Source organism: Saliphagus sp. GCM10025317 (assembly GCF_042663665.1).
In the GTDB taxonomy this organism is placed as follows: Archaea; Halobacteriota; Halobacteria; order Halobacteriales; family Natrialbaceae; genus Natronosalvus.
Genome location: NZ_JBHTAQ010000007.1, coordinates 1,285,812 through 1,312,190, shown reverse-complemented (window position 1 = coordinate 1,312,190; position 26,379 = coordinate 1,285,812). Strand labels below are relative to the sequence as shown.

Annotated in this window: 29 protein-coding genes and 1 pseudogene; 17 read left to right on the top strand and 13 right to left on the bottom strand. The window is 65.6% G+C overall.

Annotated elements, in window-relative coordinates; translation table 11 throughout:
• Positions 1–29: 29 nt before the first annotated feature.
• Positions 30–989, bottom strand: a complete 960-nt coding sequence (locus ACFQS4_RS21165) for an SDR family oxidoreductase (protein WP_500196296.1) — start codon at positions 987–989, stop codon at positions 30–32.
• Between the two features lie 197 nt (positions 990–1,186).
• Between ACFQS4_RS21165 and ACFQS4_RS21160 the strand changes: the two genes are divergently transcribed.
• The 4 genes from ACFQS4_RS21160 to ACFQS4_RS21145 all read left to right on the top strand — a co-directional run bounded on the left by ACFQS4_RS21160 (position 1,187) and on the right by ACFQS4_RS21145 (position 7,173).
• Complete coding sequence (locus ACFQS4_RS21160; RefSeq protein WP_500196294.1) at positions 1,187–1,867, top strand: LysE family translocator; 681 nt, start codon at positions 1,187–1,189, stop codon at positions 1,865–1,867.
• A gap of 64 nt (positions 1,868–1,931) precedes the next feature.
• The gene (locus ACFQS4_RS21155; RefSeq protein WP_500196291.1) at positions 1,932–2,837 is read left to right on the top strand and encodes a phosphatase PAP2 family protein; all 906 of its coding nucleotides are present in this window, start codon (positions 1,932–1,934) and stop codon (positions 2,835–2,837) included.
• 63 nt (positions 2,838–2,900) lie between these two features.
• A complete protein-coding gene (locus ACFQS4_RS21150; RefSeq protein ID WP_500196289.1) occupies positions 2,901–4,538 on the top strand; it encodes a winged helix-turn-helix transcriptional regulator in 1,638 nt (545 codons plus the stop codon).
• 148 nt (positions 4,539–4,686) lie between these two features.
• Positions 4,687–7,173, top strand: a complete 2,487-nt coding sequence (locus ACFQS4_RS21145; protein ID WP_500196287.1) for a DNA topoisomerase I — start codon at positions 4,687–4,689, stop codon at positions 7,171–7,173.
• A 73-nt stretch (positions 7,174–7,246) separates the two neighbouring features.
• On the opposite strand, the gene ACFQS4_RS21140 is transcribed toward ACFQS4_RS21145, so the two are convergent.
• Together ACFQS4_RS21140 and ACFQS4_RS21135 are read right to left on the bottom strand one after the other, a co-directional pair.
• Positions 7,247–8,032 (bottom strand): ABC transporter, encoded by a 786-nt coding sequence (locus ACFQS4_RS21140; protein ID WP_500196285.1) that lies wholly within the window; start codon positions 8,030–8,032, stop codon positions 7,247–7,249.
• Entirely contained in the window at positions 8,029–9,198 is a 1,170-nt protein-coding gene (locus tag ACFQS4_RS21135) for an ABC transporter ATP-binding protein (protein WP_500196283.1), read from the bottom strand. Before ACFQS4_RS21135 ends, ACFQS4_RS21140 begins: the two co-directional genes overlap by 4 nt.
• Positions 9,199–9,765: 567 nt before the next feature.
• Between ACFQS4_RS21135 and ACFQS4_RS21130 the strand changes: the two genes are divergently transcribed.
• Complete coding sequence (locus ACFQS4_RS21130; protein WP_500196281.1) at positions 9,766–10,338, top strand: HalX domain-containing protein; 573 nt, start codon at positions 9,766–9,768, stop codon at positions 10,336–10,338.
• A 39-nt stretch (positions 10,339–10,377) separates the two neighbouring features.
• Here ACFQS4_RS21130 and ACFQS4_RS21125 read toward each other — a convergent pair whose 3' ends face one another.
• Complete coding sequence (locus ACFQS4_RS21125; protein ID WP_500196279.1) at positions 10,378–12,342, bottom strand: PAS domain S-box protein; 1,965 nt, start codon at positions 12,340–12,342, stop codon at positions 10,378–10,380.
• A 201-nt stretch (positions 12,343–12,543) separates the two neighbouring features.
• Here ACFQS4_RS21125 and truD point away from each other — a divergent pair, with 201 nt between their 5' ends.
• Complete coding sequence (gene truD / locus ACFQS4_RS21120; RefSeq protein ID WP_500196277.1) at positions 12,544–13,962, top strand: tRNA pseudouridine(13) synthase TruD; 1,419 nt, start codon at positions 12,544–12,546, stop codon at positions 13,960–13,962.
• An 86-nt stretch (positions 13,963–14,048) separates the two neighbouring features.
• On the opposite strand, the gene ACFQS4_RS21115 is transcribed toward truD, so the two are convergent.
• Entirely contained in the window at positions 14,049–14,315 is a 267-nt protein-coding gene (locus ACFQS4_RS21115; protein ID WP_500196276.1) for a DUF7967 family protein, read from the bottom strand.
• A gap of 172 nt (positions 14,316–14,487) precedes the next feature.
• On the opposite strand from ACFQS4_RS21115, the gene ACFQS4_RS21110 reads away from it, so the two are divergent.
• Both ACFQS4_RS21110 and ACFQS4_RS21105 read left to right on the top strand, forming a co-directional pair.
• A complete protein-coding gene (locus tag ACFQS4_RS21110; RefSeq protein ID WP_500196274.1) occupies positions 14,488–15,210 on the top strand; it encodes a DUF2103 domain-containing protein in 723 nt (240 codons plus the stop codon).
• A gap of 266 nt (positions 15,211–15,476) precedes the next feature.
• Positions 15,477–15,878, top strand: coding sequence for a hypothetical protein (locus tag ACFQS4_RS21105; RefSeq protein ID WP_500196272.1), 402 nt, complete (start codon positions 15,477–15,479; stop codon positions 15,876–15,878).
• A gap of 165 nt (positions 15,879–16,043) precedes the next feature.
• On the opposite strand, the gene ACFQS4_RS21100 is transcribed toward ACFQS4_RS21105, so the two are convergent.
• The gene (locus ACFQS4_RS21100) at positions 16,044–16,385 is read right to left on the bottom strand and encodes a hypothetical protein (protein ID WP_500196269.1); all 342 of its coding nucleotides are present in this window, start codon (positions 16,383–16,385) and stop codon (positions 16,044–16,046) included.
• 344 nt (positions 16,386–16,729) lie between these two features.
• Between ACFQS4_RS21100 and ACFQS4_RS21095 the strand changes: the two genes are divergently transcribed.
• The 7 genes and pseudogenes from ACFQS4_RS21095 (at position 16,730) to hflX (ending at position 20,788) form a co-directional block, all read left to right on the top strand.
• Positions 16,730–17,002: an eL43 family ribosomal protein gene (locus ACFQS4_RS21095; protein WP_253436920.1), complete on the top strand. Its 273-nt coding sequence runs from the start codon at positions 16,730–16,732 to the stop codon at positions 17,000–17,002.
• 28 nt (positions 17,003–17,030) lie between these two features.
• Positions 17,031–17,165 (top strand): DNA-directed RNA polymerase subunit P, encoded by a 135-nt coding sequence (locus ACFQS4_RS21090; RefSeq protein WP_252700721.1) that lies wholly within the window; start codon positions 17,031–17,033, stop codon positions 17,163–17,165.
• Between the two features lie 10 nt (positions 17,166–17,175).
• A pseudogene (locus tag ACFQS4_RS21085) lies at positions 17,176–17,421 on the top strand (KEOPS complex subunit Pcc1); the annotation flags it as partial.
• 103 nt (positions 17,422–17,524) lie between these two features.
• A complete protein-coding gene (locus ACFQS4_RS21080; protein WP_500196267.1) occupies positions 17,525–18,298 on the top strand; it encodes a hypothetical protein in 774 nt (257 codons plus the stop codon).
• 91 nt (positions 18,299–18,389) lie between these two features.
• The gene (locus ACFQS4_RS21075) at positions 18,390–18,785 is read left to right on the top strand and encodes a prefoldin subunit beta (protein ID WP_253436928.1); all 396 of its coding nucleotides are present in this window, start codon (positions 18,390–18,392) and stop codon (positions 18,783–18,785) included.
• Entirely contained in the window at positions 18,786–19,046 is a 261-nt protein-coding gene (locus tag ACFQS4_RS21070; RefSeq protein ID WP_500196265.1) for a DUF3194 domain-containing protein, read from the top strand.
• Positions 19,047–19,459: 413 nt separating this feature from the next.
• Positions 19,460–20,788, top strand: a complete 1,329-nt coding sequence (gene hflX / locus ACFQS4_RS21065) for a GTPase HflX (RefSeq protein ID WP_500196263.1) — start codon at positions 19,460–19,462, stop codon at positions 20,786–20,788.
• Here hflX and ACFQS4_RS21060 read toward each other — a convergent pair whose 3' ends face one another.
• The 5 genes from ACFQS4_RS21060 to lrpA1 form a co-directional block, all read right to left on the bottom strand.
• Complete coding sequence (locus ACFQS4_RS21060; RefSeq protein WP_500196261.1) at positions 20,789–21,499, bottom strand: J domain-containing protein; 711 nt, start codon at positions 21,497–21,499, stop codon at positions 20,789–20,791. It lies immediately after the preceding gene.
• 70 nt (positions 21,500–21,569) lie between these two features.
• Positions 21,570–21,854 carry a HalOD1 output domain-containing protein gene (locus ACFQS4_RS21055; RefSeq protein ID WP_500196260.1) on the bottom strand — a complete coding sequence of 95 codons (285 nt, stop codon included), beginning with the start codon at positions 21,852–21,854 and terminating at the stop codon, positions 21,570–21,572.
• A 29-nt stretch (positions 21,855–21,883) separates the two neighbouring features.
• Positions 21,884–22,819 carry a DMT family transporter gene (locus ACFQS4_RS21050; protein WP_500196258.1) on the bottom strand — a complete coding sequence of 312 codons (936 nt, stop codon included), beginning with the start codon at positions 22,817–22,819 and terminating at the stop codon, positions 21,884–21,886.
• A gap of 103 nt (positions 22,820–22,922) precedes the next feature.
• Positions 22,923–23,402 carry an SRPBCC family protein gene (locus tag ACFQS4_RS21045; RefSeq protein WP_500196256.1) on the bottom strand — a complete coding sequence of 160 codons (480 nt, stop codon included), beginning with the start codon at positions 23,400–23,402 and terminating at the stop codon, positions 22,923–22,925.
• 180 nt (positions 23,403–23,582) lie between these two features.
• Positions 23,583–24,011, bottom strand: a complete 429-nt coding sequence (gene lrpA1, locus ACFQS4_RS21040) for an HTH-type transcriptional regulator LrpA1 (RefSeq protein ID WP_500196254.1) — start codon at positions 24,009–24,011, stop codon at positions 23,583–23,585.
• A gap of 109 nt (positions 24,012–24,120) precedes the next feature.
• Here lrpA1 and ACFQS4_RS21035 point away from each other — a divergent pair, with 109 nt between their 5' ends.
• Positions 24,121–24,438 carry a hypothetical protein gene (locus ACFQS4_RS21035; protein WP_500196252.1) on the top strand — a complete coding sequence of 106 codons (318 nt, stop codon included), beginning with the start codon at positions 24,121–24,123 and terminating at the stop codon, positions 24,436–24,438.
• Positions 24,439–24,473: 35 nt separating this feature from the next.
• On the opposite strand, the gene ACFQS4_RS21030 is transcribed toward ACFQS4_RS21035, so the two are convergent.
• Entirely contained in the window at positions 24,474–24,689 is a 216-nt protein-coding gene (locus ACFQS4_RS21030; RefSeq protein WP_254157391.1) for a hypothetical protein, read from the bottom strand.
• Positions 24,690–24,951: 262 nt separating this feature from the next.
• Positions 24,952–25,980, bottom strand: a complete 1,029-nt coding sequence (locus tag ACFQS4_RS21025) for a Gfo/Idh/MocA family protein (RefSeq protein WP_500196249.1) — start codon at positions 25,978–25,980, stop codon at positions 24,952–24,954.
• A 106-nt stretch (positions 25,981–26,086) separates the two neighbouring features.
• Here ACFQS4_RS21025 and ACFQS4_RS21020 point away from each other — a divergent pair, with 106 nt between their 5' ends.
• Entirely contained in the window at positions 26,087–26,326 is a 240-nt protein-coding gene (locus tag ACFQS4_RS21020; protein WP_500196247.1) for a glutaredoxin family protein, read from the top strand.
• Positions 26,327–26,379 lie beyond the last annotated feature (53 nt).

Here is a 26,379-nt window from a genome sequence, read left to right as displayed (position 1 = left end):
GAGCGCTGGGGCACTCAGAATAGCACAGCTCAGACCAGCTTCTTGACGAGCCCGTAGGCGGCGTCCCGGAGGCTGTCGGGGAGAAAACGCGCGTAGAGACCGTACTCGGCGAGCGGGCCGACCGGATACCGGGCCGGCGGCTCGGGACACGTTCCCGCGTGGACGATGGCCGCAGCCACGTCCTCGGGCTCGGAGGCGAGCGGCCCGCCACCGCCGACGAGCTGGCTCTCCTCGATAATCTCGTAGAGCGACTCGTACGCCGGCGTTCGGTCCTCCGGCACTTCCTCCTCGACCCGCTCGGTGAACGAGGTCTCGACCGGCCCGGGTTCGATCACCACGACGTCGATCCCGAAATCCTCGACCTCCGCGCGGAGCGCGTCGCTCATCGCCTCGAGCGCGTGTTTCGACCCCGAATAGGGGCCGGTGCCGGCGAAGGAGAGGCGACCGAGCACGGAGGAGACGTTGACGATCCGGCCGGACCCTTGCGCTCGCATGTGCGGAAGTGCCGCGCGACCGAGGCGGTGCGGGCCGTAGACGTTCACGTCGAACTGGTGGTGGAGGTCGGCCGTCGACGTGTCCTCGATCGGCCCCATCTGGGCGTATCCGGCGTTGTTGACCAGGCAGTCGATCGCGCCGCCGATGTCGACCGTTCGCTCGACGACGCGAGCGACCTGGTCGGGATCGGTGACGTCCAGTTCGAGCGTCTCACACCCGGCGTCGGCGAGGTCCTCGATGTCGGCCGTGTCGCGAGCGGTCGCGACGACCCGCCAGTTCTCGTCCAGGAACGCGCGGGCGGTCGCCTTCCCGATTCCGGACGAGCAGCCGGTGATCAGGACGCATCGCTTCCGTGTGTACCCCTCGTCCGCGTCTCGAGCGGCTTCGTCCGTCCCCGGACGGGACGCGTCTGTGCTCCGGTCGATACCCTCGCGGTCGGCGGATGGCTCGTCGGTGGCCACCCCGTCTGCGTCGTCCGCCGCTGCCTTCGTCATAGGAGAGTGATTCGAGCGAGGGGGCCTAAGTATCGACGGTTTGTCGCGCTGTGTGGAATCGCTCGAGCGAGGACGGACCCGAGCGAAGAGGATTCGGGCGTGTGAGGACGGACTCGAGGCAGGCGAGGACGGACTCGAGGCGAAAAGCGGACGACCCCGACGAACTTTTATCGCTGCCGACACGAGAGACGGTAGCTGTGTCGCCGACTCTCACCTCACTCGCTGCGGGCGTCGTCTTCGGAATCGCCCTCGCCGCACCGCCCGGCCCGATGAACGCGATTATCGCCGAAGAAAGCGTGCTTCGAGGCTGGGGCGCCGGATTCAGGGCCGGCCTCGGGGCGATGATCGCCGACGTGCTCTTCCTCGTCCTCGCGTTCGTCGGCGTCGTCGCCGTCGTCGAACGCTACGGCGCCCTCCAGTCGGCGCTCTACCTCCTCGGAGGCGTCCTCATGCTCATCTTCGCGGTCGGCGCCTGGCGGGAGGCCCGCGGCGCCGCGTCGTTCACCGACGACCTCGAGTCGGGAGCGACCGGCTTTCAAAAGGCGTTCGTCCTCGCCGCGACGAACCCGTTCCAGATCGGGTTCTGGCTCACCGTCGGCGTCGGCCTCATCAAACCGGGCACGCTCGACGTGCTCGCCCACGTGCCCGGAATCGGCGATGCGCTCGCCGGGTCGTTCGTCGTGGAGACCGGTAGTTTCGCCCTCCTGGTCGGCTTTTTCGGTGGGATCGTCCTCTGGATCACGACCTACCCCGCGGCCCTGGCCCGGGCCGGTCGACGCGTCGATGCCTTCGCCCCGGCGGTTGCCCTCGTGAGCGGCCTCGTTCTCGCGGGCTTCGGTGCGCTGTTTCTCGCCCTCGGCGTGATGGGGCTCGTGTGAGAAGGGGCCTCCGTCGTTCCGGTTGGAACAAGCGTTTATAGGCTCCATCGAGAAGGAGGAACCAATGAGCCTCGGAATCGATACTCTCGATCCGATCCAGTCAGCGATTCCGGACTGGCAGGCCATCGTGGTCGCCCTGCTCACCCAGCTCGGCGACGTCTGGTTCGTCGTCGCTGTCCTCCTGGGGCTGTACTGGTTTCACCCGTCGAAACGCCGCGAAGTCGCCACGCTCGCCGGGGTGATGCTCTCGGGTATCGGTATCTACCGCGGCTTCAAGGCACTCTTCGCGATTCCGCGGCCGGATGAGCCGCTTCGGGACCCGGAGACGGTCTCGACGATGGTCCAGCCGCTGTACGAGGCGACCGCGACCGCGACCGGGTACGGCTTCCCGAGCGGGCACGCCACGACGAGCACGATCCTCTACTTCGGCCTGGCGGGCGTCCTCGCCGTCGGAAGCCGGCGGACGCGATACGCCGCTGCCGCCGCCCTCGTCGCCACCGTCTCGGCGACTCGCGTCGTCCTCCGTGTCCACTACCTCCAGGACGTCGTCGCCGGCGTTGCCCTCGGGTTGACGCTGCTGGCCGGGACGCACCTCGTCCTCTCTCGCGTCGACACCGACGAACCCGCGGCGACCTTCGGGCTGGCCATCCTGTGTAGCGGGTTCTACCTGTACACCAGCGCCGCCGAACCGGACGCGATACTCCTGACCGGGGCCACCCTCGGCGCGTTCGTCGGCTGGCAGGCGACCCGTATCGACGGCAGCCGGATCCGGATGACTCCGTTCGGTCGCCCCGTCTCGAGTCGCGCGATGATCGCGGCGCTGTCGCTGGGCGCGGCACTCCTCGCCGTCGTGACGTTTACCCGGGTGCCCGCGCTGGCCGCGAGTCTCGTTGCGGGCCTGTTTACCGCGTTCGCCATCAGTGCACCCGTCGTGCGACCCTCGAGCCTCGAGAACATCGTTCCCGCGTGATCCGTTTGCGTGGCCGCTAGAGAAAACATATAGTGGGTAGCGAATAACTGGCTATCTGAAAGTATGGTTTCGTCGAGCACCCGTCTCGTCATCAGCGTTCTTCTCGTCTTCGTCGTGACTGTAGCCAGTGTCACGGGATTCGTCGCCGCTACCGCGGCGATTGCCACGGGAGACGATAGTAGCGATGACTCGAGCGTGGGTACGCACCTTGACTCGGCGACCCTGTCAGTCGAATACCTGGACGACGATTTGGACGACGAGCCCGAAGAGACGACCAACGAGACGGTCAACGACACGACTGATGACGGCGAAAACGTAACCGAGAGTACTGACAATACCACCGACTCCGTCGAAAATACGACAGAAGAGACGACCAACGATACTACTGATACTGTCGAAAACACGACCGACGGGACCACTGATGTAGCCAACGAATCCGGCGACACGATCAACGATACGACCGACTCGACAGAAACGGTCGTCGATACGGCAGAAAACACCACCGACGCGATCGAGAAGACGACTAACGAGACGACCGGCGCGATCGAGGACGCGGCCGACGAGACCACCGACGTAATCGAGGAGACGACTAACGAGGCGACCGACTCAATCGAGGAAACGACCAATGAGACTACCGACGCGATTGATGACACCACGACCACCGACCCGGTGATCGAACTCGAGACCACGACCACGCTCACGGGCACTCCCCTGCTCGAGACGCAACTCGACGCCGACGTGAGCGTCGCCGCGTCCGTCGGGGACGCAGAAGCCGACGAATCCACTGACGGATCGCTCGAGGGAACTGAGACCGAGGTCGACGAAGAATCTGTCGGGAACGAAGCCGACGAAGGTGGCGAGAATCGAGACGGCGACTCCACGACCACCGACGATGGCGGGTTCGGATTCGGCTCTCCCTCGAGCCCCGAGACGCAAAATGCCGTCAACGGGGTGCTCGTTGGGTTACTCGGCGCAGTAGCCGTATCGGGAATGGGAGCTAGCGCCGGTGCCGGTGCCGGAGCGGGAGCAGGAGCGGCGTCGAGCGCACCGAGCGCGGTCGCCAGCTGGACAGGCCGACAACCTCGTCGATGGCTGGCTCTGCTTCGGGAGGCCCTCCCGATCGAGGCGCTGGCTCTTCTCCGGTACAGCCGCTACGACGACTCGGATCCGCTCGAGAACGACCACCGGCGAACCGTCTTCGAGACGATCACCGAGGAGCCGGGACTGTACCTCTCGGCGCTCAGTGACCGGAGCGGCGTTGCCCTGTCGACCGTTCGCCACCACGTCCGGGTGCTCGAGGACGAGAACCTGCTCACCTCGGTCAAAGTCGGCGGCAAGCGACGCTACTTCCCGATCGAGGCGGACGGGGTAGACGGGATGGACGGAGTGGGCGGGACGGACGGGGCCGACCACGAGCGATACGCCATCCTCGCCGAACCGGCCCGCCGACGGGTGCTCGAGGAGCTGGCCGCACTCGAGCACGCGTCCAACGGACGCCTCGCCGAGGCGCTCGACCTCGATCCGAGCACCGTCTCCCACCACCTCACGACGCTCGAGGAGGCGGGCTTCGTCGTCCGCGAGCGAGATGGCCGGGCCGTCCGCAATCGACTCTCCGAGGACGCCAGGTCGGCCCTACTCGAGACCGAGGCCGATGCCGACTCGAGCGACCCAGCGTCGCCTCCGGCCCCGGCGGACGACTGATCCCTCGACGATGACTGAGGACTGACGCGTTGCGTGCTCGCGGGCACGCACAGCCGCGACGTCCGTCGGTTTCCCCGAAAGGGTTATCCGGGGCTCGGTCGTACCGGGGCCCAATGATCGTGCCTCGAGGACCGGGAGGTGAGACGCCGTGGAGCTAATTATCACGGAGAAGGACAACGCGGCGAGACGTATCGCGGACATTCTGAGCGGCGAGTCTGCCGACGCGACCCGCGAGAACGGCGTGAACGTCTACGAGTGGGGCGGCAAGCGTTGCGTTGGGCTGTCGGGCCACGTCGTCGGCGTCGACTTCCCGCCGGAGTACTCCGACTGGCGTGACGTCGAACCCGTCGAACTCGTCGACGCCTCGATCGAGAAGACCCCCACGAAGGAGAACATCGTCGCGACGCTTCGCATCCTGGCCCGCCAGGCCGACCGCGTGACCATCGCGACCGACTACGACCGCGAAGGCGAACTCATCGGCAAGGAGGCCTACGAGATCGTTCGCGAGGTCAACGAGGCGGTGCCGATCGACCGCGTACGCTTCTCCTCGATCACCGAAAACGAAGTCCAGAGCGCCTTCGCCGAACCCGACGAGATCGACTTCGACCTGGCCGCGGCGGGCGAGGCCCGTCAGATCATCGACCTGGTCTGGGGGGCCGCGCTCACCCGGTTTCTCTCGTTGTCGTCGGGCCAGCTCGGCAACGACTTTATCTCCGTCGGGCGGGTCCAGAGTCCCACCCTCAAGCTAATCGTCGACCGCGAGCGGGAAATCGAGGCCTTCGATTCCGAGACCTACTGGGAGCTGTTCGCCGACCTGATCAAGGATGACGACCCGTTCGAGGCCCAGTACTTCTACCGCGACGAGGACGACAACGAGGCCGAACGCGTCTGGGAGGAATCGGCGGCCGACAGCGCCTACGAGACGCTCTCGAGTGCCGATTCGGCGACAGTCACGTCGGTCAACGCACGAACGCGGACGGACACCCCGCCGGCGCCGTTCAACACGACGCAGTTCATCCGCGCGGCGAGCGCCATCGGCTTCTCTGCGAAGCGGGCCATGTCCATCGCCGAGGACCTCTACACCGCCGGCTACATCACCTATCCGCGGACGGACAACACGGTCTACCCCGACGACCTCGAGGCCGAGGAACTGCTCGATTCGTTCGTCGGTCACCCCGTCCTGGGCGAGTCCGCCGAAGACTTGCTCGAGGGAGACGGCGACCTCGTGCCCACGGAGGGCGACGAGGAGACGACTGACCACCCGCCGATCCACCCGACCGGCGAGATTCCGGCCCGCGGCGGAGACGTCGACGAGGACGAGTGGCGGGTCTACGAACTGGTCGTCCGCCGCTACTACGCGACGGTCGCCGAGCCGGCGATCTGGGAGCACCTCAAGGTGGTCGCCGAGGCCGACGGCTGCCAACTCAAGGCCAACGGCAAGCGACTCGTCGAAGCGGGCTACCACGACGTCTACCCGTACTTCAACACCTCCGAGAACTACGTCCCGGCCGTCGAGGAGGGCGAAGAACTCGCCATCGGCGACGTCGAACTCGAGGAGAAGGAGACACAACCGCCGCGACGATACGGCCAGTCCCGGCTCATCGAGACCATGGAGGACCTCGGCATCGGAACGAAGAGTACCCGACACAACACCCTCGAGAAACTGTACGACCGGGGGTACATCGAGAACGACCCGCCGCGGCCGACCCAGCTGGCGATGGCGGTCGTCGACGCCGCGGAGAACTACGCCGACCGCGTCGTCAGCGAGGAGATGACGGCCCAGCTCGAGGCCGACATGGACGCCATCGCCACCGGCGAGGCCACCCTCGAGGACGTCACCGACGAATCCCGCGAGATGCTCGAAGCCGTCTTCGAGCAGTTGCGGGCCTCCCGCGACGAGGTTGGCGATCACCTGCGCAAGTCGCTGAAGGCCGACAAGCGACTGGGTCCGTGCCCCGACTGTGGCGAGGACCTGCTCGTTCGCCGGAGTCGCTACGGCTCGTACTTCGTCGGCTGCGACGGCTACCCCGAATGCGAGTTCACCCTGCCGTTGCCCTCTACGGGTAAGCCGCTGATCCTGGAGGAGACCTGCGACGACCACGACCTCCACGAGGTGAAGATGCTCGCCGGGCGCCAGACGTTCGTTCACGGCTGTCCGCTCTGCAAGGCCGAGGAGGCCGGCGAGGGGCCCGTTCTGGGTGCGTGTCCCGACTGTGGTGACGAACACGGCGGCGAACTCGCGATCAAGACGCTCCAGAACGGCTCGCGCCTAGTCGGCTGTACCCGCTACCCCGATTGCGAGTACTCGCTGCCCCTCCCGCGCCGAGGCGACATCGAGGTCACCGACGAACGGTGTGACGAACACGACCTGCCCGAACTCGTCGTCCACAACGGCGACGAGCCCTGGGAACTGGGCTGTCCCATCTGTAACTACCGCGAGTTCCAGGCTCGAGAGGCCGAGAGCGGGTCGGCCCTGGAGTCGATCGAGGGAATCGGCGCGAAGACCGTCGAAAAACTCACCGCGGCCGGGATCGAGTCGATCGACGACCTGCTCGAGGCCGATCCGGAGTCGCTCGCCAGCGCGGTCGAGGGCGTGAGCGAGGACCGCGTCCGGACCTGGCAGACGGCGGCCTGAGACGACCGCTCTGAAACCGGTCAGTTTAGTCGTGACGTCTGCCGCTCGATTCACTCTTCTCGACGAGACGACGTCAGTAGTGTCCCATCACCCCGAGCCGCCGGGCCCGACGAACCAGAAGGTGAAAGACCGCGAAGCCAGCCAGCAGGTAGGCGACCCCGTTGAGTGCCAGCGCGACGAGTTCGAGTCCGGGCATCGCCCAGAGGGGCACGCCGTCGACCATCGCCCGGTAGAGCAGGTCGCTTCCGAGGCTGAACGGGACGACCAGCAGGCCGCTCGAGTCTAGCGCGCCGGGTGCGGCGATCAGGCCGATGAAGGCGAACTGGAGGAGCTGCTGGACGTTCTCGATTCGCTTGTACAGCAGGGAGAGTCCGGCGAAGAGAAAGCCCAGCCCGATCGCCGGGAGGATCGTCACGAGCACGAGCGGGACGATGGTCAGCGGGTCGACGGTGAGCGTCCGGTCGGTCGTCAGCAGCATGATCGCGAGCAGCGCCATCGCAATAGTGGTGCTGAATACCACGTTGAAGAGCGTCTTGGCGAGCAACACCCGGCCGATCCCGAACGGCGACATGAACAGCTGCTCGAGGGTGCCCCACTGGGCTTCCCGCATCACGTTGCCGGCGACGTCGAAGTAGGCGGCCGTCACCACCAAGAAGAGGAAGAAGCCGACCACGAGTCCGTCGAGGGTGCCGTCGAAGGCCGGCCCGGCGGCGGCCTGGCCGCCGAAGAAGATCACGGCGAAAAACAGGTAGAAGCCGACCAGCATCATCGTCGTGTTGATCCAGTATCGACGCAAGAGGATGAGCTGTTTCTCGAAGATGGCTCGCGTCAGCCCGACGTAGCCGGTTGCGGAGCTCATCGATTCCCCTCCTGTCCGACCCGCGGCTCTCCGTCGGACTCCTCGGGCCGTTCGGTTCCGCTTCCCTCGGTCGCGCCGCTTCGTCCCGCACCGCCTCGTTCCGATCCGACATCGTCGGTAGCGACCCCGCCGCTGGTCACCGCGAGGAACACGTCCGCGAGGTCGGACTCGACGGTCTCGACGCCGAGGAACGTACAGTTCGTCCGTTCGAGGACGGCCACCAGGTCGTAGAACGCGTCGCCCTGGAGCGCCACCTCGAACGACCGTTCCGGACCGCGTTCGGTCCACTCGTCGACGCCGAACCGTTCCGCGAGAGTCCGCTTCGCCACGTCCGGAACCGGGGCCTCGAGCGTGAAGCGGTAGGAGCGAGTCTGAAACACGTCGACCAGTTCGTCGACCGTCCCGTCGGCCACGATCCGGCCGTCGTTCATGATGATCACCCGGTCGCAGACGGCCTCGATCACGTCCATGTCGTGACTCGAGAGGACGACGGTTCGGGACTCTCGTTCGACGAGGTCCCGGAGTTGGCGCCGCAACTCGAGTGAATGCTCGACGTCGAGACCCAGCGTCGGCTCGTCGAGGAACGCGATCGGGGTGTCCCGGATCAGGGTACAGGCGAGCGAGACCTGCTGTTTCATCCCGCGGGAGAGCTCGTTGACCGTAGTGTCCGCTTTCGCGGTGAGCCCGACCTGCTCGATGAGGGCGTCGATCCGTTCGGTGTCAGCCGGTCGATCGGCCAGTCGGGCGAAAAACCGGAGATTCTCCCGGACGGTGAGCCGCCAGTAACTGTTTCGCGCCCCCTCGAGCATGGCGCTGACGGAGCGATAGCTCGCGCGGGGGTCGTCGACGGGATCGGTGCCGTCGACCCGAACCGTCCCCGCATCGGGGATGATCAGTCCAAGCAAGAGCTTGATGGTCGTGGTCTTGCCGGCCCCGTTCGGCCCCAGCAGGCCAACGACAGTCCCACGCTCGATCTCGAGGTCGATCCCGTCGACGGCCCTGACGGCGGCGTCACCATCGCCGTACGTCTTCGTGAGGCCGGTCGCCGTGAGTATCGGCTCGGTCGACCGAGAATCGGCCGTCGATTCGTCGCTCGAGGACCGACTCGCTCGAGGGTCGCAATCGGCTCCCGGCGACGGCTCGAGACGATCTAGTGGTTGGCTCATTGACATCATATCCGTCGCCGGTTGTTGTAACTATTTCCCAAAGTCGATCTGGAGCGACTGTAGCACATCGCGGCGTGACGTCGGTCGGGCGGGCCGATGTCGCTCACTACACCGCTGACGATCTGCTGCTGGTCGCATCCGTCGTACGGAATCAATGTCAATCACGTTCGCCGCGCCGAGTCGACCACCATTCCCGGAGCGTCGATGGCGCTACCGGAGGGAGAATCCAAAATATGTTGGCCATTAAGTTTTGAGGAATGCCGATAATGAGAGGCTTGCAGGGAATCAGAGACGCACGGTGTGTCACCATTCTTCGCTGCTCGCGCTGAAAGCGGTTCTATCGATGGCTTCGTCCGCTAGAATCGATTTGGTCGACGAAGCGAACGGAAACGGCGGTGCTCGCGGGTGAGGACCGCACGGCCCCCTACTGGAAACGGATTTCGGCAGGCACTCTCGAGATCGCCGATATTTATCAGATTCTTGATTAGTGGTCGCGAGATTTATCAACTAGAGCCACCATTTGTGACGCGTGCCTGCAATCGAAGACGAGAACGGAGTGGTCTTTCCGTGAGCGACGAGCCCGAGGTTCTCGTCGTCGACGACGAGTCTCGTCTCGCCGATCTCTTTGCGGCCTGGCTCGGAGCGGACCGTCCCGTCGCCACCGCCTACGACGGCGAGGAAGCCCTCGAGAAGATGGCCGACTCTGTCGAGGTCGTACTCCTCGACCGTCGCATGCCGGGGCTCTCCGGTGACGAAGTCCTCCAGCAGATCCGCGACGATGGATACGACTGTCGCGTCGTGATGGTTACGGCCGTCGACCCCGACTTCGACATCATCGAGATGGGCTTCGACGACTATCTGGTCAAGCCGGTCTCGAAAGACGAACTCCTCGAGATGGTCCAGGAGGTATCGACCCGATCCGAGTACAAGACCGACATCCAGGAGTACTACGCCCTGGTCTCGAAGAAAGCGCTCCTCGAGTCCGAGAAGGCGGATCGCGAACTCGCAGATCACGAGGAGTACCAGGAACTCAATAGCCGCGTCGATACGCTCCGAGAGCAAGTCGACGAGACGATTTCCGGAATGTCTACCCACGACGACTTCGTTGGCGCGTTCCAGGACCTCCAGACCGAAAACTGAACGCGTCGCTTTCTAAGCGAAGCGGAACGGTACCGTCTGTTACGCCTCGACTGCGAACTCGAACTCGAACCTCGCGCCACCCTCCTCGCTCTCGACCGCGCTGACCGACCAGCCGTGGCCGTGGGCGACCTCCCTAACGACCCAGAGGCCCAGACCGATCCCCTCCGAACCGGTCGAGACGGACGAATCGAAGACCTCGTTGCGGATCGATTCGGGTATTCCGTGGCCGTCGTCGGCGACGTAGAAGCCATCGACTGCGCCGTCGCGGTCGAGTCGGCCGACGCGGATCGTGAGTGGACTCGCGTCGTCGGTCGACCCGTGTTCGATCGCGTTGCGAAACAGGTTCTCGAGCAACCGGAGCATCGGCGACCGATCCGCCTCGAGCGTCACCGACGATTCGACTGTCAGGGTCGCGTTCTCAGCGGTGACGTTCTCCCAGGCCTCCCTGGTGACGGCCCCGAGGTCGATCGGTTCGAGGTCGCTCGCCCACTCGCCTTCGCGCGCGACGGTGAGCACGTCGGCGATGATCGCCTCGATGCGCTCGAGTCCGTCGCGGACCTGTGTGAAATCTTCCGGGGCGCCCGTCTCCTCGGCGAGGGAGAGATACCCCTGGGCGACGCCGAGCGGGTTGCGAAGGTCGTGGCTGACGATCTGGGCGAACGCGTCGAGGCGCTCGTTTTGCTCGCGGAGTTTGCGTTCGCGTCGCTTTCGGTCGGTGATGTCGCGAACTACTCCGACCGTGCCGCGGAAGGTGTCGTCGTCGCCGACGATCGCCGCCTGCGTCTCGCAGGGAATCCGCTCGCCAGCCTTCGTCTCGAGGATCGTCTCGAAGGTCGTCGCCGCTTCGTCCGAGTCGGGCAATCGCTCGAGCGGGTGAAGGGACGAACCGTCCTGGCCCTGGCGCTCGTCGTCTGGCTCCTCGAACAGGAGCGAGTGGTGCTCCCCGAGGAGCCCTTCCCTGGTGTGGCCGGTCATCTCGACGAGCGCGTCGTTGATCGTCGTGAAGTGGCCGTCGGCGTCGACGACGTACATCCCGTCACCAGCCGTCTCGACCAGTCGTTCGTACCGGCGAAGCGACTGCGTTTGCTGGGAGAGTTGCCCTCGGATCGCGATCGACTCGAGAGCGTATGACGCGGTTTCGGCCACCGAATCGATCGCCTCGCGTTCGCGTTCGCTCAACGGGACGTCAGCGTATACGACGAGGACACCGTACCGGTCGTCCTCGGCCGCCAGCGGGGCGACCGCAACGGAGGTTGCTCCGCGTTCGACGGCGACCTCTCCGAACGGAATCGCCGTCACCGTCGACAGTTCGTCGAGTCCGCGGCGGACGGTGGACGTTCGCGATCGGAGCACGTACTCGAGCAGCGGGTGCGTGCCGTCGCCGATCGAAAAACTTCGCTGGAGCGGCCAGTCGACGGTCGCACCGGTGGGTATCCAGGGGAGAATCGCCCGCTCACCGGGGTCGTACTCGCCGACCCAGGCGAACAGGTAGCGATCACGGGTCGTAAACGGCTCTCGAATCGCCTGCTCGATCTCGCTCGCGGTCCGGGCGTCCGCGAGTCGCCGTTTCACCCGATTGGTGACGAGTGCGACCTGGGCGGCGTCGTCCTCGAGGTGTGTCGCGACCGCGCTGGTGAGCGTACCTGGCTGCTCGAACGTCGGTAGGTCGGTGATGTCGTCGACGCCCTCGAGGTGATCGTCGTCATGATCGCCGCCGCCCGGAGCGTCGACCCCGCCACGGTAACCAAACACGGGCGTCCCCGGCCACCGCATCTCGACGGTCTCGAGCAGCGACGCCACCTGTGAGACGGTCTCCACGTCGAGGACGACGACGCCGACCCGTTCGTGCTCAAGTCGCTCGACTGCTGCGATGTTCGTCCGGGCGAGCACGACGTTGACGCTCGCGTCGGCTAGCGCTCGAGTGAGGCCGGCTCGCGTTTCCAGGTCGCCGCTCACACAGAGTACGCGGGGGCGGTCTCGAGGGGATCGGTCGTCGGCGGTCATTGGAGAAGAGTCCCTGTGCTCGATGTGAGACTGATATCGACGGCGAACGGGGTTGGCCGGATGCCACTGGCGAGACTCCTCACGGTATTGGTACCTCGTGCGTTGCGATACTAAATTGCTCTTGCGGTGACGTCTCGGTGCGAGCGAGAAACCGACGAAAACCGTGGCAACTTTGCGCCGCCGCCACGGAACGACGCACGAATGCGCCAGGCCCATCCCATAGAGCAGGCCGTCGGCATCGAGCACTACGTCTCCGAGACCGACGGCATCGGCGGCCACCTCCGCGACCGCGACGAGCACTTTCGGGTCCGTGAACTCGAGCGGTTCGCCACGGAGCCGGTCGACGCCTCGACCGACGCCTACCCCCACCTTGTCTTCCGGGCGACGCTCCGTGGCTGGGACACGAACGACTTCGCGCGCCGACTCTCGAACGAACTCGGCGTCTCCCGCGAGCGGGTGTTCTGGGCCGGAACGAAGGACAAGCGGGCGATCACGACGCAGCTGTTCTCGGTCTACGGCGCCGACCCCGCGGACCTCCCCGACCTCAACCGCGCCGAAATCGACGTGCTCGGACGAGCCGGGCGCTCCCTCGAGTTCGGCGACCTGGCGGGCAACGCGTTCGAACTGGTCGTGAGCGACCCCGATGAGGGCGCACTCGAGCGGGCCGAGGCGATCACGGACGAGCTGGCGGCGTTTGCGGGGCTCGAGGGCGAGGGCGTGGTCGAGAGCGACGACGGTGAACCAACCATCGGCGTCCCCAACGTCTTCGGCCAGCAGCGCTTCGGCAGCAAGCGCCCCATCACCCACGAGGTCGGCCTCGAGATCGTCCGCGGCGACTGGGAGGGCGCCGTCATGGCCTACCTCGGCCGGCCGACCGACGCGGAACCCGAAGACACCCAGACGGCGCGGGCGTTCGTTGAGGAGACTCGCGACTGGCAGGAAGCGCTCGAGCGCTTTCCGAATCGCCTCCAGTACGAGCGCTCGATGCTCCACGAGCTCGCCGAGAGTGGCGGCGATGACGGGAGCAGGGAGGGTGAGAGCGGAGACGGCGACGGCAGCGAGAACCCGTCCCCCGAAACGTTCCGAAACGCCCTCGAGCGTCTCCCCACGAACCTCCAGCGGCTGTTCGTCCACGCCGCCCAGTCGTACGTCTTCAACCGCATCCTGAGCGAGCGCCTCGAGGCTGGCCTCCCGTTCGACAGACCGGTCGCCGGGGACGTCGTCTGTTTCGCCGATCGCGACGCGCCGGAGGGGCTCGAGTTACCCGACGTCGATCGGAGTCAGCGCGTCGACAAACGCCGGGTTCGGTCGGTGACTCGTCACTGCGAGCGCGGCCGGGCGTTCGTCACTGCGCCGCTGGTCGGCACGGAGACGACGCTGGCCGACGGGGAACCGGGCGAGATCGAACGTCGCGTGCTCGCGGATCTCGACCTCGAGCCGGCTGATTTCGAGCTGCCGGGTGAGTTCGACTCGACCGGAACCAGGCGAGCGATCCTCGTTCGGACGACGCTCGCCGTTGACGCGGATCCGCTGACGTTCTCGTTCTCGCTACCGAAGGGCTCGTACGCGACGGTCGTGATGCGCGAGTACCTCAAGAGCGACCCGCTCGCACTCGGGTGAGATTGGTCCCACCAGGCTGATTCACGACTCACTAATCGTGACTCGTGACTCGTGAAACGGCGTCAAGACACCCTCGAAGCCGGCGGTCAGACCTCGTCGTCAGGGTCGTGCGTCGATTCCATCCGTTTCGCCTCGGCGGCGTACCGTTCCTGCAGGTCGGGCTCCTCGACGGTGCCGAGGTCCTCGGCCGAGACGTCTTTGGCGGCCGTCACCGCACCCAGCGCCTGCGAGGCGATTTCTCTTCGGTAGACCCGGTTCCCCTCGAGCGTCGCGTACTTGAGGATCACGAGGTCGCGATCGGTGTAGCCGCGCTCGACGAGCCACGCGCGTACCTCGCCGGACTCCGGTGGCATGGGTTCGTAAACGGGGCGGTCACTGATACCTGTTCCCCCGGCATCGTCCGCGAATGCGGTAGACGCGACCCGTACAGGTGGCGCCCTCCGGGCCGGCGATCCGCTCCGAACACCGCTCGCGACCCCAGCCTCGAAACACCGCAGTTTTAGGCGCTCGCCGGCAACCACGCCCATGGAGTGTCGCCACTGCGGATCGCCCCTCGAGAAACCCGGCGACTTCTGTCTGGTCTGTCGCACCGGGAACACCGACACGGTGGTCCTCGAGGCCGCGCGCGACCGGGCGACGCTGACGATGCTCGACGACGAGACGCGACTGGGGGAGACGACGATCACGACGGCGCCCGAGGAGGGGGACCTCGAGGTCGTCGAGTTCAGGAATTTCGCGAGCCTGCTCGGGGACGAACTCCGCCGAAAGCGTCCCGAGGAGGTCTACGCCGCGGGCGACCGGGACGTGATCCAGGGGGTTCGCGAGGACACCCACTACGCGTTCTACCGCGTCGAGGACGACGACCCCGTCGCGGCCGTCCTCGAGCGACGCGGCGACCGGGCGCTCGACGTGGTCGAGACGGCGCCGGCGGACAAACTCGGCGGGAGCCACACGACCCTCATCGGCGGGCGAGCGGGCATGCGGGCGATCCAGACCGTCGCAGGCCATCCCCACGTCAAGAAGGTGATTCCCGGCCCCATCGACGCCGGCGGCACCGGCTCGCAGTCGGGGCTCCGGGCGAAGGTCACGCGGGCCGACGACGGCGGCAACGTCCGGATGCTCCTGCGCGACGGCTCGAGCGTCCAGGAGAACCGGATCGTGACGACTGCCCGGGACCGCGAACTGGGCGAGGTCGTCCGCGACGATCTGAACGAAGCGTTGCTCGAGGCGGGCCTGCGAGAGGAGTGATAGGCCGAGTCGCTCGGGGCGATCAAGGGACTCTCGGTCAGTCGCGACCAAGGAGTGGTAACAATTAACAAGGGGTGACGTGTAGCGAGATAGCGCGCCCGTTGGAAGAAACCATTACCGAACGAGATGGCGCCGAGTCGGGCGCAGGAGTGGGGATATGAGACCAAAAATGAGACCGAACGCGATTATACCAGAAACGAGACCGAATGCAATTGCGACAACCCGCGCGATGGAGGAGTTCGGTCGCGGTCACCCAGAGGGGAGAAATGGCCGAACGTGATCTCATCGTGTACGTCGACCGCTCGGCGGTACGGGAGGGAGCGATGGACGACCTCGAGCCGGCGATGGCGGAGCTGGCCGACTTCGTCGAGACGAACGTGCCGGATATTCTGGCCTACAACGTCTACTTCAGCGGGGACGAAGAGCAGATGACGGTAATTCACGTGCACGACGACCAGAGCTCGCTAGAGCGACACATGGAGGTCGCCGGACCGAAGTTCCCGCCGATCGGGGAGTTCGTGGACATGGAATCAATCGACGTGTACGGCCACCTGGACGACGAACTCGTCCGCCAGCTACGAGCGAAGGCCTCAGAGCTGGGAAACGGACGGGTGGCGGTCCACGACGTCCACTGCGGCGTCGACCGCATTACCGACGAAAGCGTTTAACGAGGCGTCCGAAGGCGATCACCGAGACCCAGAGTATGGGTCCCACGTAATGGAATTCGAGACTCTCCCGCCTGCGATCGCGCTCATCGACGAGACGACGAGCGTTCCGGGACTCGAGGCGGACCAAAGATTCGAAGCGGACGGGAGCGGTGCTCCCGTAGTCGCTTATTCCAGTCGTTCGAGCAGTGCGGCTTGCTGCGGGATGATCTCTTCGACGGGCGCTGCCGGTGCGGTCTTCGTCTCTTCGAAGAATGCCGTCTCGTCTGCGGCCACGCGCCACATATTGAGTCCGTCGTTCACCGCAGCGTAGTCGCTGGCCTCCCAGATGACGATACCCCATCCGTCCGGGGTCGCGTCCCAGCGAACGATGTCGGCGTTTTCGGGCGGAAACAGCCCCTCCTCAGTGAGCGATCTCGCGATTTCGTTCGTTTCTCGTGCGGATAGTCCTTCGTTGAGCTTCCAGTACGTGAGGAAGAGCATGTGTACGTGTTTCGTTTCGTCTTTCACACAATTCGATCGGTCGATAGCGCTGTACTTACCGTGTTTTGAGCCAGTTCTCCCCTCCTACGAATCCCCGCCCGTCGATGTGGTCGCAACGAGGAGAACATGTATGTTACATGTTACCGAACAGCATAATATTTTCGGGACCCTGACAATCATGTCCCGTCATACGCAACAATTAATCGCATCGACCGACTCCAGAACACGGCAGTAGCGACTTCGCGCTCGAAGAGAAGAGTCGAACCAATCGGAAACTGTGTCCCCTCGAGGCCGATTCGCCCCCGGTCGTCGGAGAGCGGCGAACCCAACTCAACACCTTTATCAGAACGAGGGGGATAGAAACCGATACTATGGCCGAAAAGAAGCGAGGCAAGGTCGGGAGTGCCGGCCGATTCGGAGCGCGATACGGACGCGTCGCTCGGCGACGCGTCTCGGAGATCGAACACGACATGCAGTCCTCGAAGGTCGACGGCGACGACGTCAAACGCCTCGGCCCCGGCATCTGGGAGAACGAGGAGACCGGCGAGGTCTTCACCGGCGGCGCTTACCGCCCCCAGACCCCGGCCGGCGAGACCGTCCGTCGCTCGATCCGGGCCGCCCTCGGCGAGGAATCCGACGAGTAGTCCGGAAACCCAGACCACACCACCTCACATGAGTTACAAGTGCTCCCGCTGCAAACGCGACGTACAGCTCGACGAGTACGGGGGCGTCCGCTGTCCCTACTGCGGTCACCGCGTGCTCCTCAAAGAGCGCAGTCGAGACGTCAAGACTGTCGACGTCAACTAGGCATTTTCCGGTGTTTCCCCACGACGCCACCCTCGAGTTCGAGTACGAGTCGCCGACTCGAGCGACGACTATCGCCGAGGCCGTCGCCCGCGAAGTCGGCGAGATCGACGACGACCGCTCGCGGACGACGATCGACCGCGATACAGAGACGGTGACGGTTTCGGTCGTCGCCCGCGACCTGACGGCGCTCCGGGCGGCACTCAACACCTGGTTCTCGCTGGTCGACGTCGCGGAGCGAGCGACGGCGGTCGGGGAGCGGTACCGGTACCAGAGCCGGAGCCTCGAGACGGGCGAGGCGGGCGAGACGGATCGTTCGGGTGGCGACGACAGCCACGATAGCCACGACAGCGACGACGGCGATGGCTGACGACGCCACCCGCTCACCGTTCGATCCATCCCCGAACGAGGACTCGACGTCCCAGCCCATCGAAACCTGGCAGTTGACGCCGACGAATTCGAGTCTCCTCCGCGCGTTGCTGTACGCCTCCTGGACGATTTCGGGCGGGTTCGTCGTCCTGCTCGCCGCGCTCGCCACGTTTCTCGCTCTCGAGGCGGCGGTTCCTTCGTGGGCAGGTTCGACACCAGAGTTGGCAGTCGGCGTGGTCGTCGTCCTCGTCGTCACCCTCGCCGGATTTGGCTGGCTCCTCGCGCGACTCGTTCGCTGGCGACACGGCCGCACCTTCCTTCGGCTTCGCGCGCCGGAACCGAGCGATCCGACCCGATCCGTCGTCGAACACGTGCCGATCCGGTCGCTCGTCGCATTCGCCGGCATCGGCGCCGCGGCCCACGCTGGCGGCTTCGCACTAGTTCTCGGCCTCGAGCGATCCTCGTTCTGGTACCTGCTCCCCGGCGGCGGCGTGTATGCAATCCTCGTCGCCGTTCGCTGGTGGCTGCCAACCGCCGGTCGCCTCACTGACGACGTGCTCTTCGTGACGTCGTTTCCCCGCGAAGGGACTGCCGGCAGTCGCTGGTTCGGCGCGCTCGAGACGACGCTCAAGATCGATCGGGCGTCGATCCAACGGGTTCAGGCGCGGTCGCTGGGCGAGACGACACTCGTGTGGCTCGACCGCGGTCGATCCGCGTCCGTCGTCGCGGCCGTCCCACCGTCCGTTCGCGACCGTCTCGAGGGGTGACGTGTCTCCCGTCGAACGCGACAACGGGAGGTGAATCGACTCACGGGACGCAAAGCTTGGCTTTATCAGTGCGGAGGGCAACCGTCGAGACATGCAAGGCAATCTGCCACCGGAGGCACAGGAGAAAATCGAACAGCTCCAGGACCTGCAGGAGACGGCACAGACCGTCGCCGTCCAGAAGCAGGAAGCCGAGTCCTCGCTCGACGACGCGCAGGCCGCCCTCGAGGAACTCGAGGACGTCGACGACGACACCACGATGTACCGTCAGGTCGGCGAACTGTTCGTCCAGACCGAGTACGACGAGGCCCAGGACCAGCTCGAGGAGAAAACCGACACCCTCGAGATTCGTCTCGAAACCCTCGAGAAGCAAGAAGAGCGCGTCCAGACGCAGTTCGAGAGCCTCCAGGAGGAACTCCAGAACTTGCTGGGCGGTGGCGGCATGGGCGGGCCCGCCGGTCCGGGCGGCCCGGGCGCCGGCGGCGCGTAGATGCCGACCAGCGAATCGGAACCCGAGGACGAGGCGGTCGTCCAGACCGCCGCTGACGCCGCCGAAGACGTCATCTTCTCGGCGTACAAGCAGTCGGCCGTTCGCGACTACGACGTCACCGTCGTCTTCGAAGAAGGCGTCCTCGAGGTCGACGTCTACCTGAACGTGCCGGACGACGCGGGCGAACGGAACCCGGATGCCGTCGCGGACGAGGCGGCCCTCGCTGCCCGGTCGGCGGTCGACGACCTGTTCGGCGAGTGAGCGGCGCCTCGAGCGAATTTTTGACGGTGAACCCCGACCAGAGCGTGCGAACTGATTACACACCACCCCAACGGTTTTTACGGTACCCGTCGAGGCTCGAGTCGAGACGAATGGAGACCCTTTCTTTTCACTGAACCGGGATTCTCGCCCGACGGGGCCGCTGCGGCGCTGATCGGCACCGTCCGTAGTGCCATCGGTCGGTGGTCAGCTGTTGACCAGTCGCTGATCGCTGATCGCTAGCCGTAGATTGCTAACCAGTTCCCCGCCCATTTGCGAACTCATTCGCGTCGAGAGCCCCGGACTCGAGGAGGTCTCGAGCGGCGGCGCTCCCGTTCGCGCAGATTGCGACGAATCTATCGCTGCCGAACCGTTTCCGGCCGGGTCGCCACGACCCGGTTACCCACCGTCAACGTATGTCACGACCGAGTTCAAACACGTCCACGAACCGCCCGCCAAAATCCGCCGTCGTCGTCGCCCGCGAACCGACGACACCGGTCGAAACGGCCGAAATCGAATCGCTCGCCCGAAGCGCCGGCTACGGCGTCGTCGACACGATCACCCAGCCCGGCCACCCCGATTCCGGGACGTACCTCGGGGCGGGTCGGCTCGAGGACCTCGCCGAAACGGTCGCCTCGAGCGACGCGTCGACGGTGGTCCTCGACGACCGGCTCACACCGGGTCAACACCACGCGATCGAATCGACGCTTCCCGACGAGACGAACGTCCTCGATCGCTACCGACTCGTCCTCGACATCTTCGAGGCGGGTGCGAGTTCCCGCCGGGCGAGTCTCCAGGTCGAACTCGCCCAACTTCGCTACGACCTGCCTCGGTTGATCGCCGCCAATGACGAAGGGATGCTCAATCGAGTGACCGAGAGCGGGACGCCGGTCTACGACGTCCGCGACCGAATCTCGCGGCTCGAGCGACAATTGTCCGAACTCCCGGATCCGGCCGAGCAGTTCCGCGAGCGTCGCCGCGAGGAGGGCTTCGACCTCGTGACCATCGCCGGCTACACGAACGCCGGGAAGTCGACGTTGTTGCACCGGCTGGCGGACGACCTGTCGGTCGAGCCGTCCGAGTCTGCCGGCGTCGCCGATGACGACCCCATCGACGGTTCGAACAAACACGCCACCGCCAGCGTCGCGGACCGCCTGTTCGAGACGCTCGAGACCACGACCCGGCGAGCCACGATCAGCGACCGACCCGTGCTCGTCACGGACACCGTCGGCTACGTCGACGAGCTGCCCCACGACCTCGTCGCCTCGTTCAGCGCGACCCTCTCGGAGGCGGCCGCAGCCGACGTCGTCGTCCTGGTGGTCGACGCGAGCGACGAGCTCGAGACCGTCGAGGAACGGTTGCGGGTGTCTCTCGACGTGCTCGCCGAACAGGACGTCGACCCCGACCGGATCGTCACTGCTCTGAACAAGATCGACCGCCTCGAGGCCGGTGAACGGGAGGCTCGCGTCGCCCTCGCCAACGAAGCAGGCCTGGACCCGGTTCCGGTCAGCGTTCGCGAGGGGACGAACCTCGAGGGGCTTCGAGAACGGATCGAAGACCACCTGCCGACGGAACGACTTCGCCTCGAGCTGCCCGCGGGCGACGACGCCATGGCGCTGGTCTCGCGAGCCTACGATCGGACGGCCGTCGAGGACGTCACGTATCGCGACGAAACGATCGTCCTGGAATGTACGGGCCGTCCGGCGGTCCTCGAGCGGCTTCGGGGGGCCGCTGACCGGGCGTAACTACTCCCGGTGTTCCTCCCGATCGCGTTCGTAGGGCACCCGATCGAGCGTCTCGCGAAGTCGCGGGCGGATATCGAACAGGTATCGCTCCGTGCTCTCGCCGTCGGGCCCCGGCTGGGTGTAGACCACCTTTTCGATGGAGACGCCCTCGGGGACGGTCTGGGTGACGACGACCGCGTCGAGTGCCAGATTCGGCGGAATCTCAGCGTCGGTACCACACCAGCGCGAGTGGAGGTTCGCGGCGTGTGGGCGAAGGACGTTCGACCCCTGATAGAGAAATCCGTCGTCGCCGACGAAACTGGTGTTCGAGCGTCCGCGCCACGAGAGGGGCCGATCCCCGGTGTTGTGTGCGGTGAAAAACGCGGCCGTCACCCTCGTCCCGAACTCGATGGGGTGCTCGAGGAGCGCCCCGAGGCCGACGTCGTCGACGAGGCCGACGAGCGACAGCGTCAGGAACGAGCCGTCGACCGTCGGACCGACCGGTGGCGTGCCGTCTCGAGTCGTCGGGTCGTAGTACTCGACGTGCACGCCGTCCGGTGTGGCGTCTTGCTCGCCCATGATCGTCTCGTAGGCGCGCTTGATTCGCAGAAACCGCGCTCGAGAGCCACCCTGGTCGGGATGGTGCCGTTTGAGGAGAGTCCGGTAGGCCCGTCGAACCTCCTCGGTGTCGGCCTCCGGCGACACCCCGAGGACCTCGTAGTGGCTCTCCATATACCACACTGGAAGTCACTCGGTAAAAAGAGTGTTCCGTCCGCCTCGTTGGTAGGACGAGCTCGTGATATCAGTCCACGAGGGACTCGAGGGCTATCTCACCGGTGCTATCGACGGTGACCTGGCGGCCACAGTACTGAAACTGTACGGTGACCTCGTTTTGCTGCCGGGTCGGTGACGTTGGTTCGACCAACTGATCGAGCGCCTGCGGATCGATCGCTTCGTGAAGCGGCGGGTAGGCCGGTGGAGCGAGTTCCTCGACAGGGACGTTCTCCGCGTGAGCCACCGCCTCGACGACGGCGAGGCTGGGCGCTGTCTGAAACGACGAAACCATGCTGTCTTCCCCCGACCCCATACGTATTCCCACGTTCCCGAGTCCCGGTATTAAGCCTGTCCTTCCTCTTCGAGTCGCACCTTCCGACGACGGCGGTCGACCGTGGTCCAGCCGATTCCGGCGAGAACGACGAATCCACCGAGTACCGTCGCGATGTCGGGAATCTCGCCGAGGAGAGCGAGCGCCAGCACCGTCGAGCCGATCGGCTCGCCGAGCCAGGCGACGCTCACGACAACCGACTCGAGGTACTTCAGCGCCCAGTTCGAGACGGTGTGACCGAGCACGCCGGGCCCGACGGCCATCGCCAGGAAGAGCGCCCACTCTCGAGGCGGGTAGGCGACGTAGTCGTGGCCCTGGACGCCGACGAGAACGAAGAGCGTGATCGCGCAGGCGGCGTAGACGACGGTGACGTAGGGAAACAGCGAGACGCGCTGGCGGATCGAGCGCCCCGCGAGGACGTAGCCGGCGACCGTCACCGCGCCGAAGAGCGCGAGCGCGTTCCCGTAGAGCGTCGCGTCCGCGACCGGGGCCTGCCCGGCGTCGCCGAACGACATGACGGCCGCGCCGGCGATAGCGACGACGATGCCGACGACCGTAGTTCTCGTCACCCGTTCGTGCAGGACGAGCGCGGCGCCGGCGGCGACGAAGAGCGGTTGGGTCTGGACGAGCGTGACGCTCGCGGCCACGCTCGTGTACGACAGGCTCTCGAACCACGACGCGAAGTGGGCCGCGAGGGCGATCCCCGCGACGGTCGCGCCGAGGAGGTCGCGTCTCGAGAGTCGACCGAACTCCTCGCGATGCCACCCCACCGCGATCGGGGCGACGATCACCGTCGTGAACAGCACGCGGTAAAACGCCGCGACCGAACTCGGGGCGGCACTCCAGCGGATCAGGATCGCGCTCGTACTCGCCGCGAGGACGGCGAACGCGAGCGCAACCCCCGGAACGACCTCGAGGTCGCCGCCGGAACGGACGTCTGGAATCACGTGGCTCAGATTCGAGGGGAGTCCTATAGGGGTAGCGAAACCGGACAGCAGGGGAGACGCGGGTCAGTGCAAGAGGCGAAGACGCGGGTCAGTACACGATACGTCACTCGAGCGCGCGTCTCGTTCGCCTGTGACGGTCCCGAAACATCCCCTCGAAGCCGAATCGCGAAAACGGCGTTACTGCCTCGCCGAGTCCGCCACCCGGCAGGGCGTACTCGATCTTGTCCCGGAGGACCGTCTGCTCGCCGTCGGCGAAAAACGAGTGGGTGTGCACCCAATTCGCGAACGGGCCGTGAACCATCTCGTCGCTGAAGTACGCTCGTCCTGGGCGAGAATCTCGCTCGAGGATGACCGACGTCCAGTGAACGCGCGGACCCACGCTAAACGGGCGAATCGACATCGAAATCTCCACATCTTCCTCCAAGATGTCAGGATCTCGTTCGCCATCGGGCCCCATCACCGCCTCGACTCGCAGGTTCAGCCACGGCGGCGTCACGGCCTCGAGTCCCGAGACGCGTGAGTGAAAGTCCCAGACCTCCTCGAGGGGTGCGTCGATGCGGATCGATCGCTCGTAGGTTGGCATGGTGGGGGATACGACGCCTCGAGGGAAAATAGTACGACTATCGATGGGGGACGATTGCGAACTATCTCGAAAACCGACAGCCGTCCACTCGTCAACGATTCTCGAAAGGCCACAGAGAGTAGGTCGCCACCAGTTCTCGAGAAGCGTCCGGGTAGAGCCGTGTAGGGACCTCGAGGCCACTCACTTCAGCCGTTCCTGCAAAAACGATGGATGGGCTGCGGTCACGCCCTCGACCTCGAGAATCTCCGTCGCAATCACGTCCCCGAGTTCGTCGCCGTTGGCCGCGCGTACTTCGGCCATCAGCATGTGGTCGCCGCTCGAGGTGTACAGCGATTCGACCTCCTCGAGGGCCTTGAGCGCCCGGGTCGCCTCGACGTAGCGCTCGCTGGCCACGTCGATGCCGACCAGCGCGATGGTCTGGCTCGAGAGTTTCTTGGGGTCGACGTCCGCGGAGTAGCCGACGATGACGCCGTCTTCCTCGAGCTGGTTGATGTACTTTCGAACGGTGGGCTTCGAGACCTCGGCTCGCGAGGCGATCTCGGCGTAGGACGCCTGGGCGTCCTCCTCGAGGACCTCGAGAATGCGATCTTCCGTCGGGCGAGTGCTCATACCCCTTCTTTTGCTCGGGCGGAAAAATATCTTTTGTATCTGAAAAGCCGAGTTTGGGCCGACGTGTCGACCGGCGGACTTATCCGCCCTGGCGACAGAACGGACGTCGATGGTCTCGTTCGACGTCGCCATGGGACTCTTCTGGGTCGGGTGTGGGATCGTCATCCTGATCCCCGCCTGGTTCATTGCCGTCCGCGGTCGGGCCGACCTCCACGTCCACTACGATGACAGCGTCGACCCCGCCTACGTCTCGCGTCGAGCGGGGACGACCGCCCTGCTCATGGGCGTCGTGACGATTACGTACGGACTCGCCCAGATCCGGTTTGGCTACCGGCCGCTGGCGTTCGGCGGGTTGCTCGTCACGTTGCTCGTGCTGGCGACGCTCACGAAGCGATTCGCTCAGGGCTGGGGCTGGCACGACGAGTGAACCGATCGGCTCGAGGGCCTCGGCTGCCCTCGAGGTCAGGCGTACTTCGGCCGCTCGCCAGTGACCTGGATCGAGCCGTCGACGATCGGATCCTCGGCGTCCTCGCTGTAGGTGTACTGGCCGGTCGAGTCACAGAGCGTACACTGGTACGTCTCCATGATCTCGTTGATTAGCTCCCCGTCCTCAAAGAAGACGCGGCTCTGGGTGATCTGCAGGAACTGCGCGGTCTCACAGTTGGTACATTCTATCATAGCTGGCGACACACTGAGATCACTCGTAGTTATCCAGCGGGTACCGCATTCGACGCGCTCGCTATGCGCTCGCTACCGTCGACGGCAGATATTCTCGATCGTCGGGTGAGGTTTGCTTGATCACCCGTGCGAAGCCGTCGCCGCTCGAGCAGACCGAGGACTCGAGCCGTCTCCTCGCCGTTAGCCGCCCCTACTCGAGCGAAGGCGGTCGTTTACCGGGAGGTCGCTACTCGCGACTCGAGCCAAAAAATCGACCGTCGACTCAGATTTCGACCGGAATTCGCTCACCGCGACGCGTCGAGGTGTAGGCGGCCTCGGTCAGCGCCGTCACGGCGAGGGCGTCCCGAGCGGTCGCCGGCGGTTCGCGCCCCTCCAGGACGCTCTCGAGGAACGCATCCGCGCGCGAGCGCTCGCGGCGCGGGTCGATGTAGGGGTGGTACTCCGCGCTCTCGGTGTCGATCTCGAAGACGCGTCGGGATCGCCACTGCTTGCCCTCGAGATAGACGGCGCCCTCGTCGTCCCAGACGTGGATGTGCTCGCGGACCGCCGGAGCGTCGCCGAGGAACGAGAACGTGCCGGTGGCGCCGTTGGTGAACCGAACGTCGAGGTGTGCCCGTCGGTCGATCCGCTGATCGTCGTCGTGGAAGTCCATGCTGGCCTGGACGGATTCGGGCTCCAGACCCGTCGACCAGAGGACGCCGTCGAGCACGTGGCTGCCGGTGTCGTAAAGGAAGCCGCCGCCCGAGAGGTCGGGGTCGAGCCGCCAGGTGCCCGCGGAGTCGTCGATCCAGCCCTGGGTGATCGAGGCGGTGAGCCAGGTGGGGTCGGTTCCGCCGCCGCCGTCGTCCGGAGCGAACCGGTCTCGAGCCGTCCGAAACGCCGTCTGGAGGTGGCGCTGGTAGCCGACCATCAACACTTCCTCGCCCGCCTCGCTCCGGTCGGCGAGGTCCCGTGCGCGCTCGAGATCCGTTGTGAGCGGTTTGTCGCAGTAGACGTGGAGTCCCCGGTCGAGGGCGGCGACCACCTGTTCGTAGTGGAGCGTGTGGGGCGTCCCGACCAGGACGGCGTCCAGCGGCGCGTCCTCGAGCATGGCCGTGTAGGACTCGTACCGGTGAGAATCGTCGACGGCGAACTGGTTGCCGACGGACGCCAGCCGGTCGGCGTCGAGGTCACAGACGGCGGCGACCTCGGCGTCTGGGTGGCGGTTGAACTGATCGCCGACGTACGACCCGATGTAGCCGAGGCCGACGATACCGATGCGAAGGGGTGTGTGGGTACTAACAGTCGTCACAGAGGTCTCCACACCGTCGACCGATATGGGTGTTTGGCCGGACGCAAAACCGGACGGTTCCGCCGTCACCCGCGACGTTTTTGGTGAGCCACACGAACCCTCACTCATGTCGATCACGCTCTACCAGCTCGAGGGCTGCCCGTTCTGTGAAAAGGTCGCCGACGCGCTCGACGACGCCCAGGTCAGCTACGAAACGGTGTGGACGGAGGCGATGCACTCCGGACGCGACGAGGTCAAGCGCATCTCCGGTCAGCGCGGCGTTCCGGTGCTCGTCGACGATGATCGCGGGGTCACGATGGCCGAATCGGACAACATCCTCGAGTACGTCGATCGAACGCTCGCCTGACCGACTCGAGGGCCGTAAGAACCGACTACGACGATGGTAGCCGGTGCCTGTCG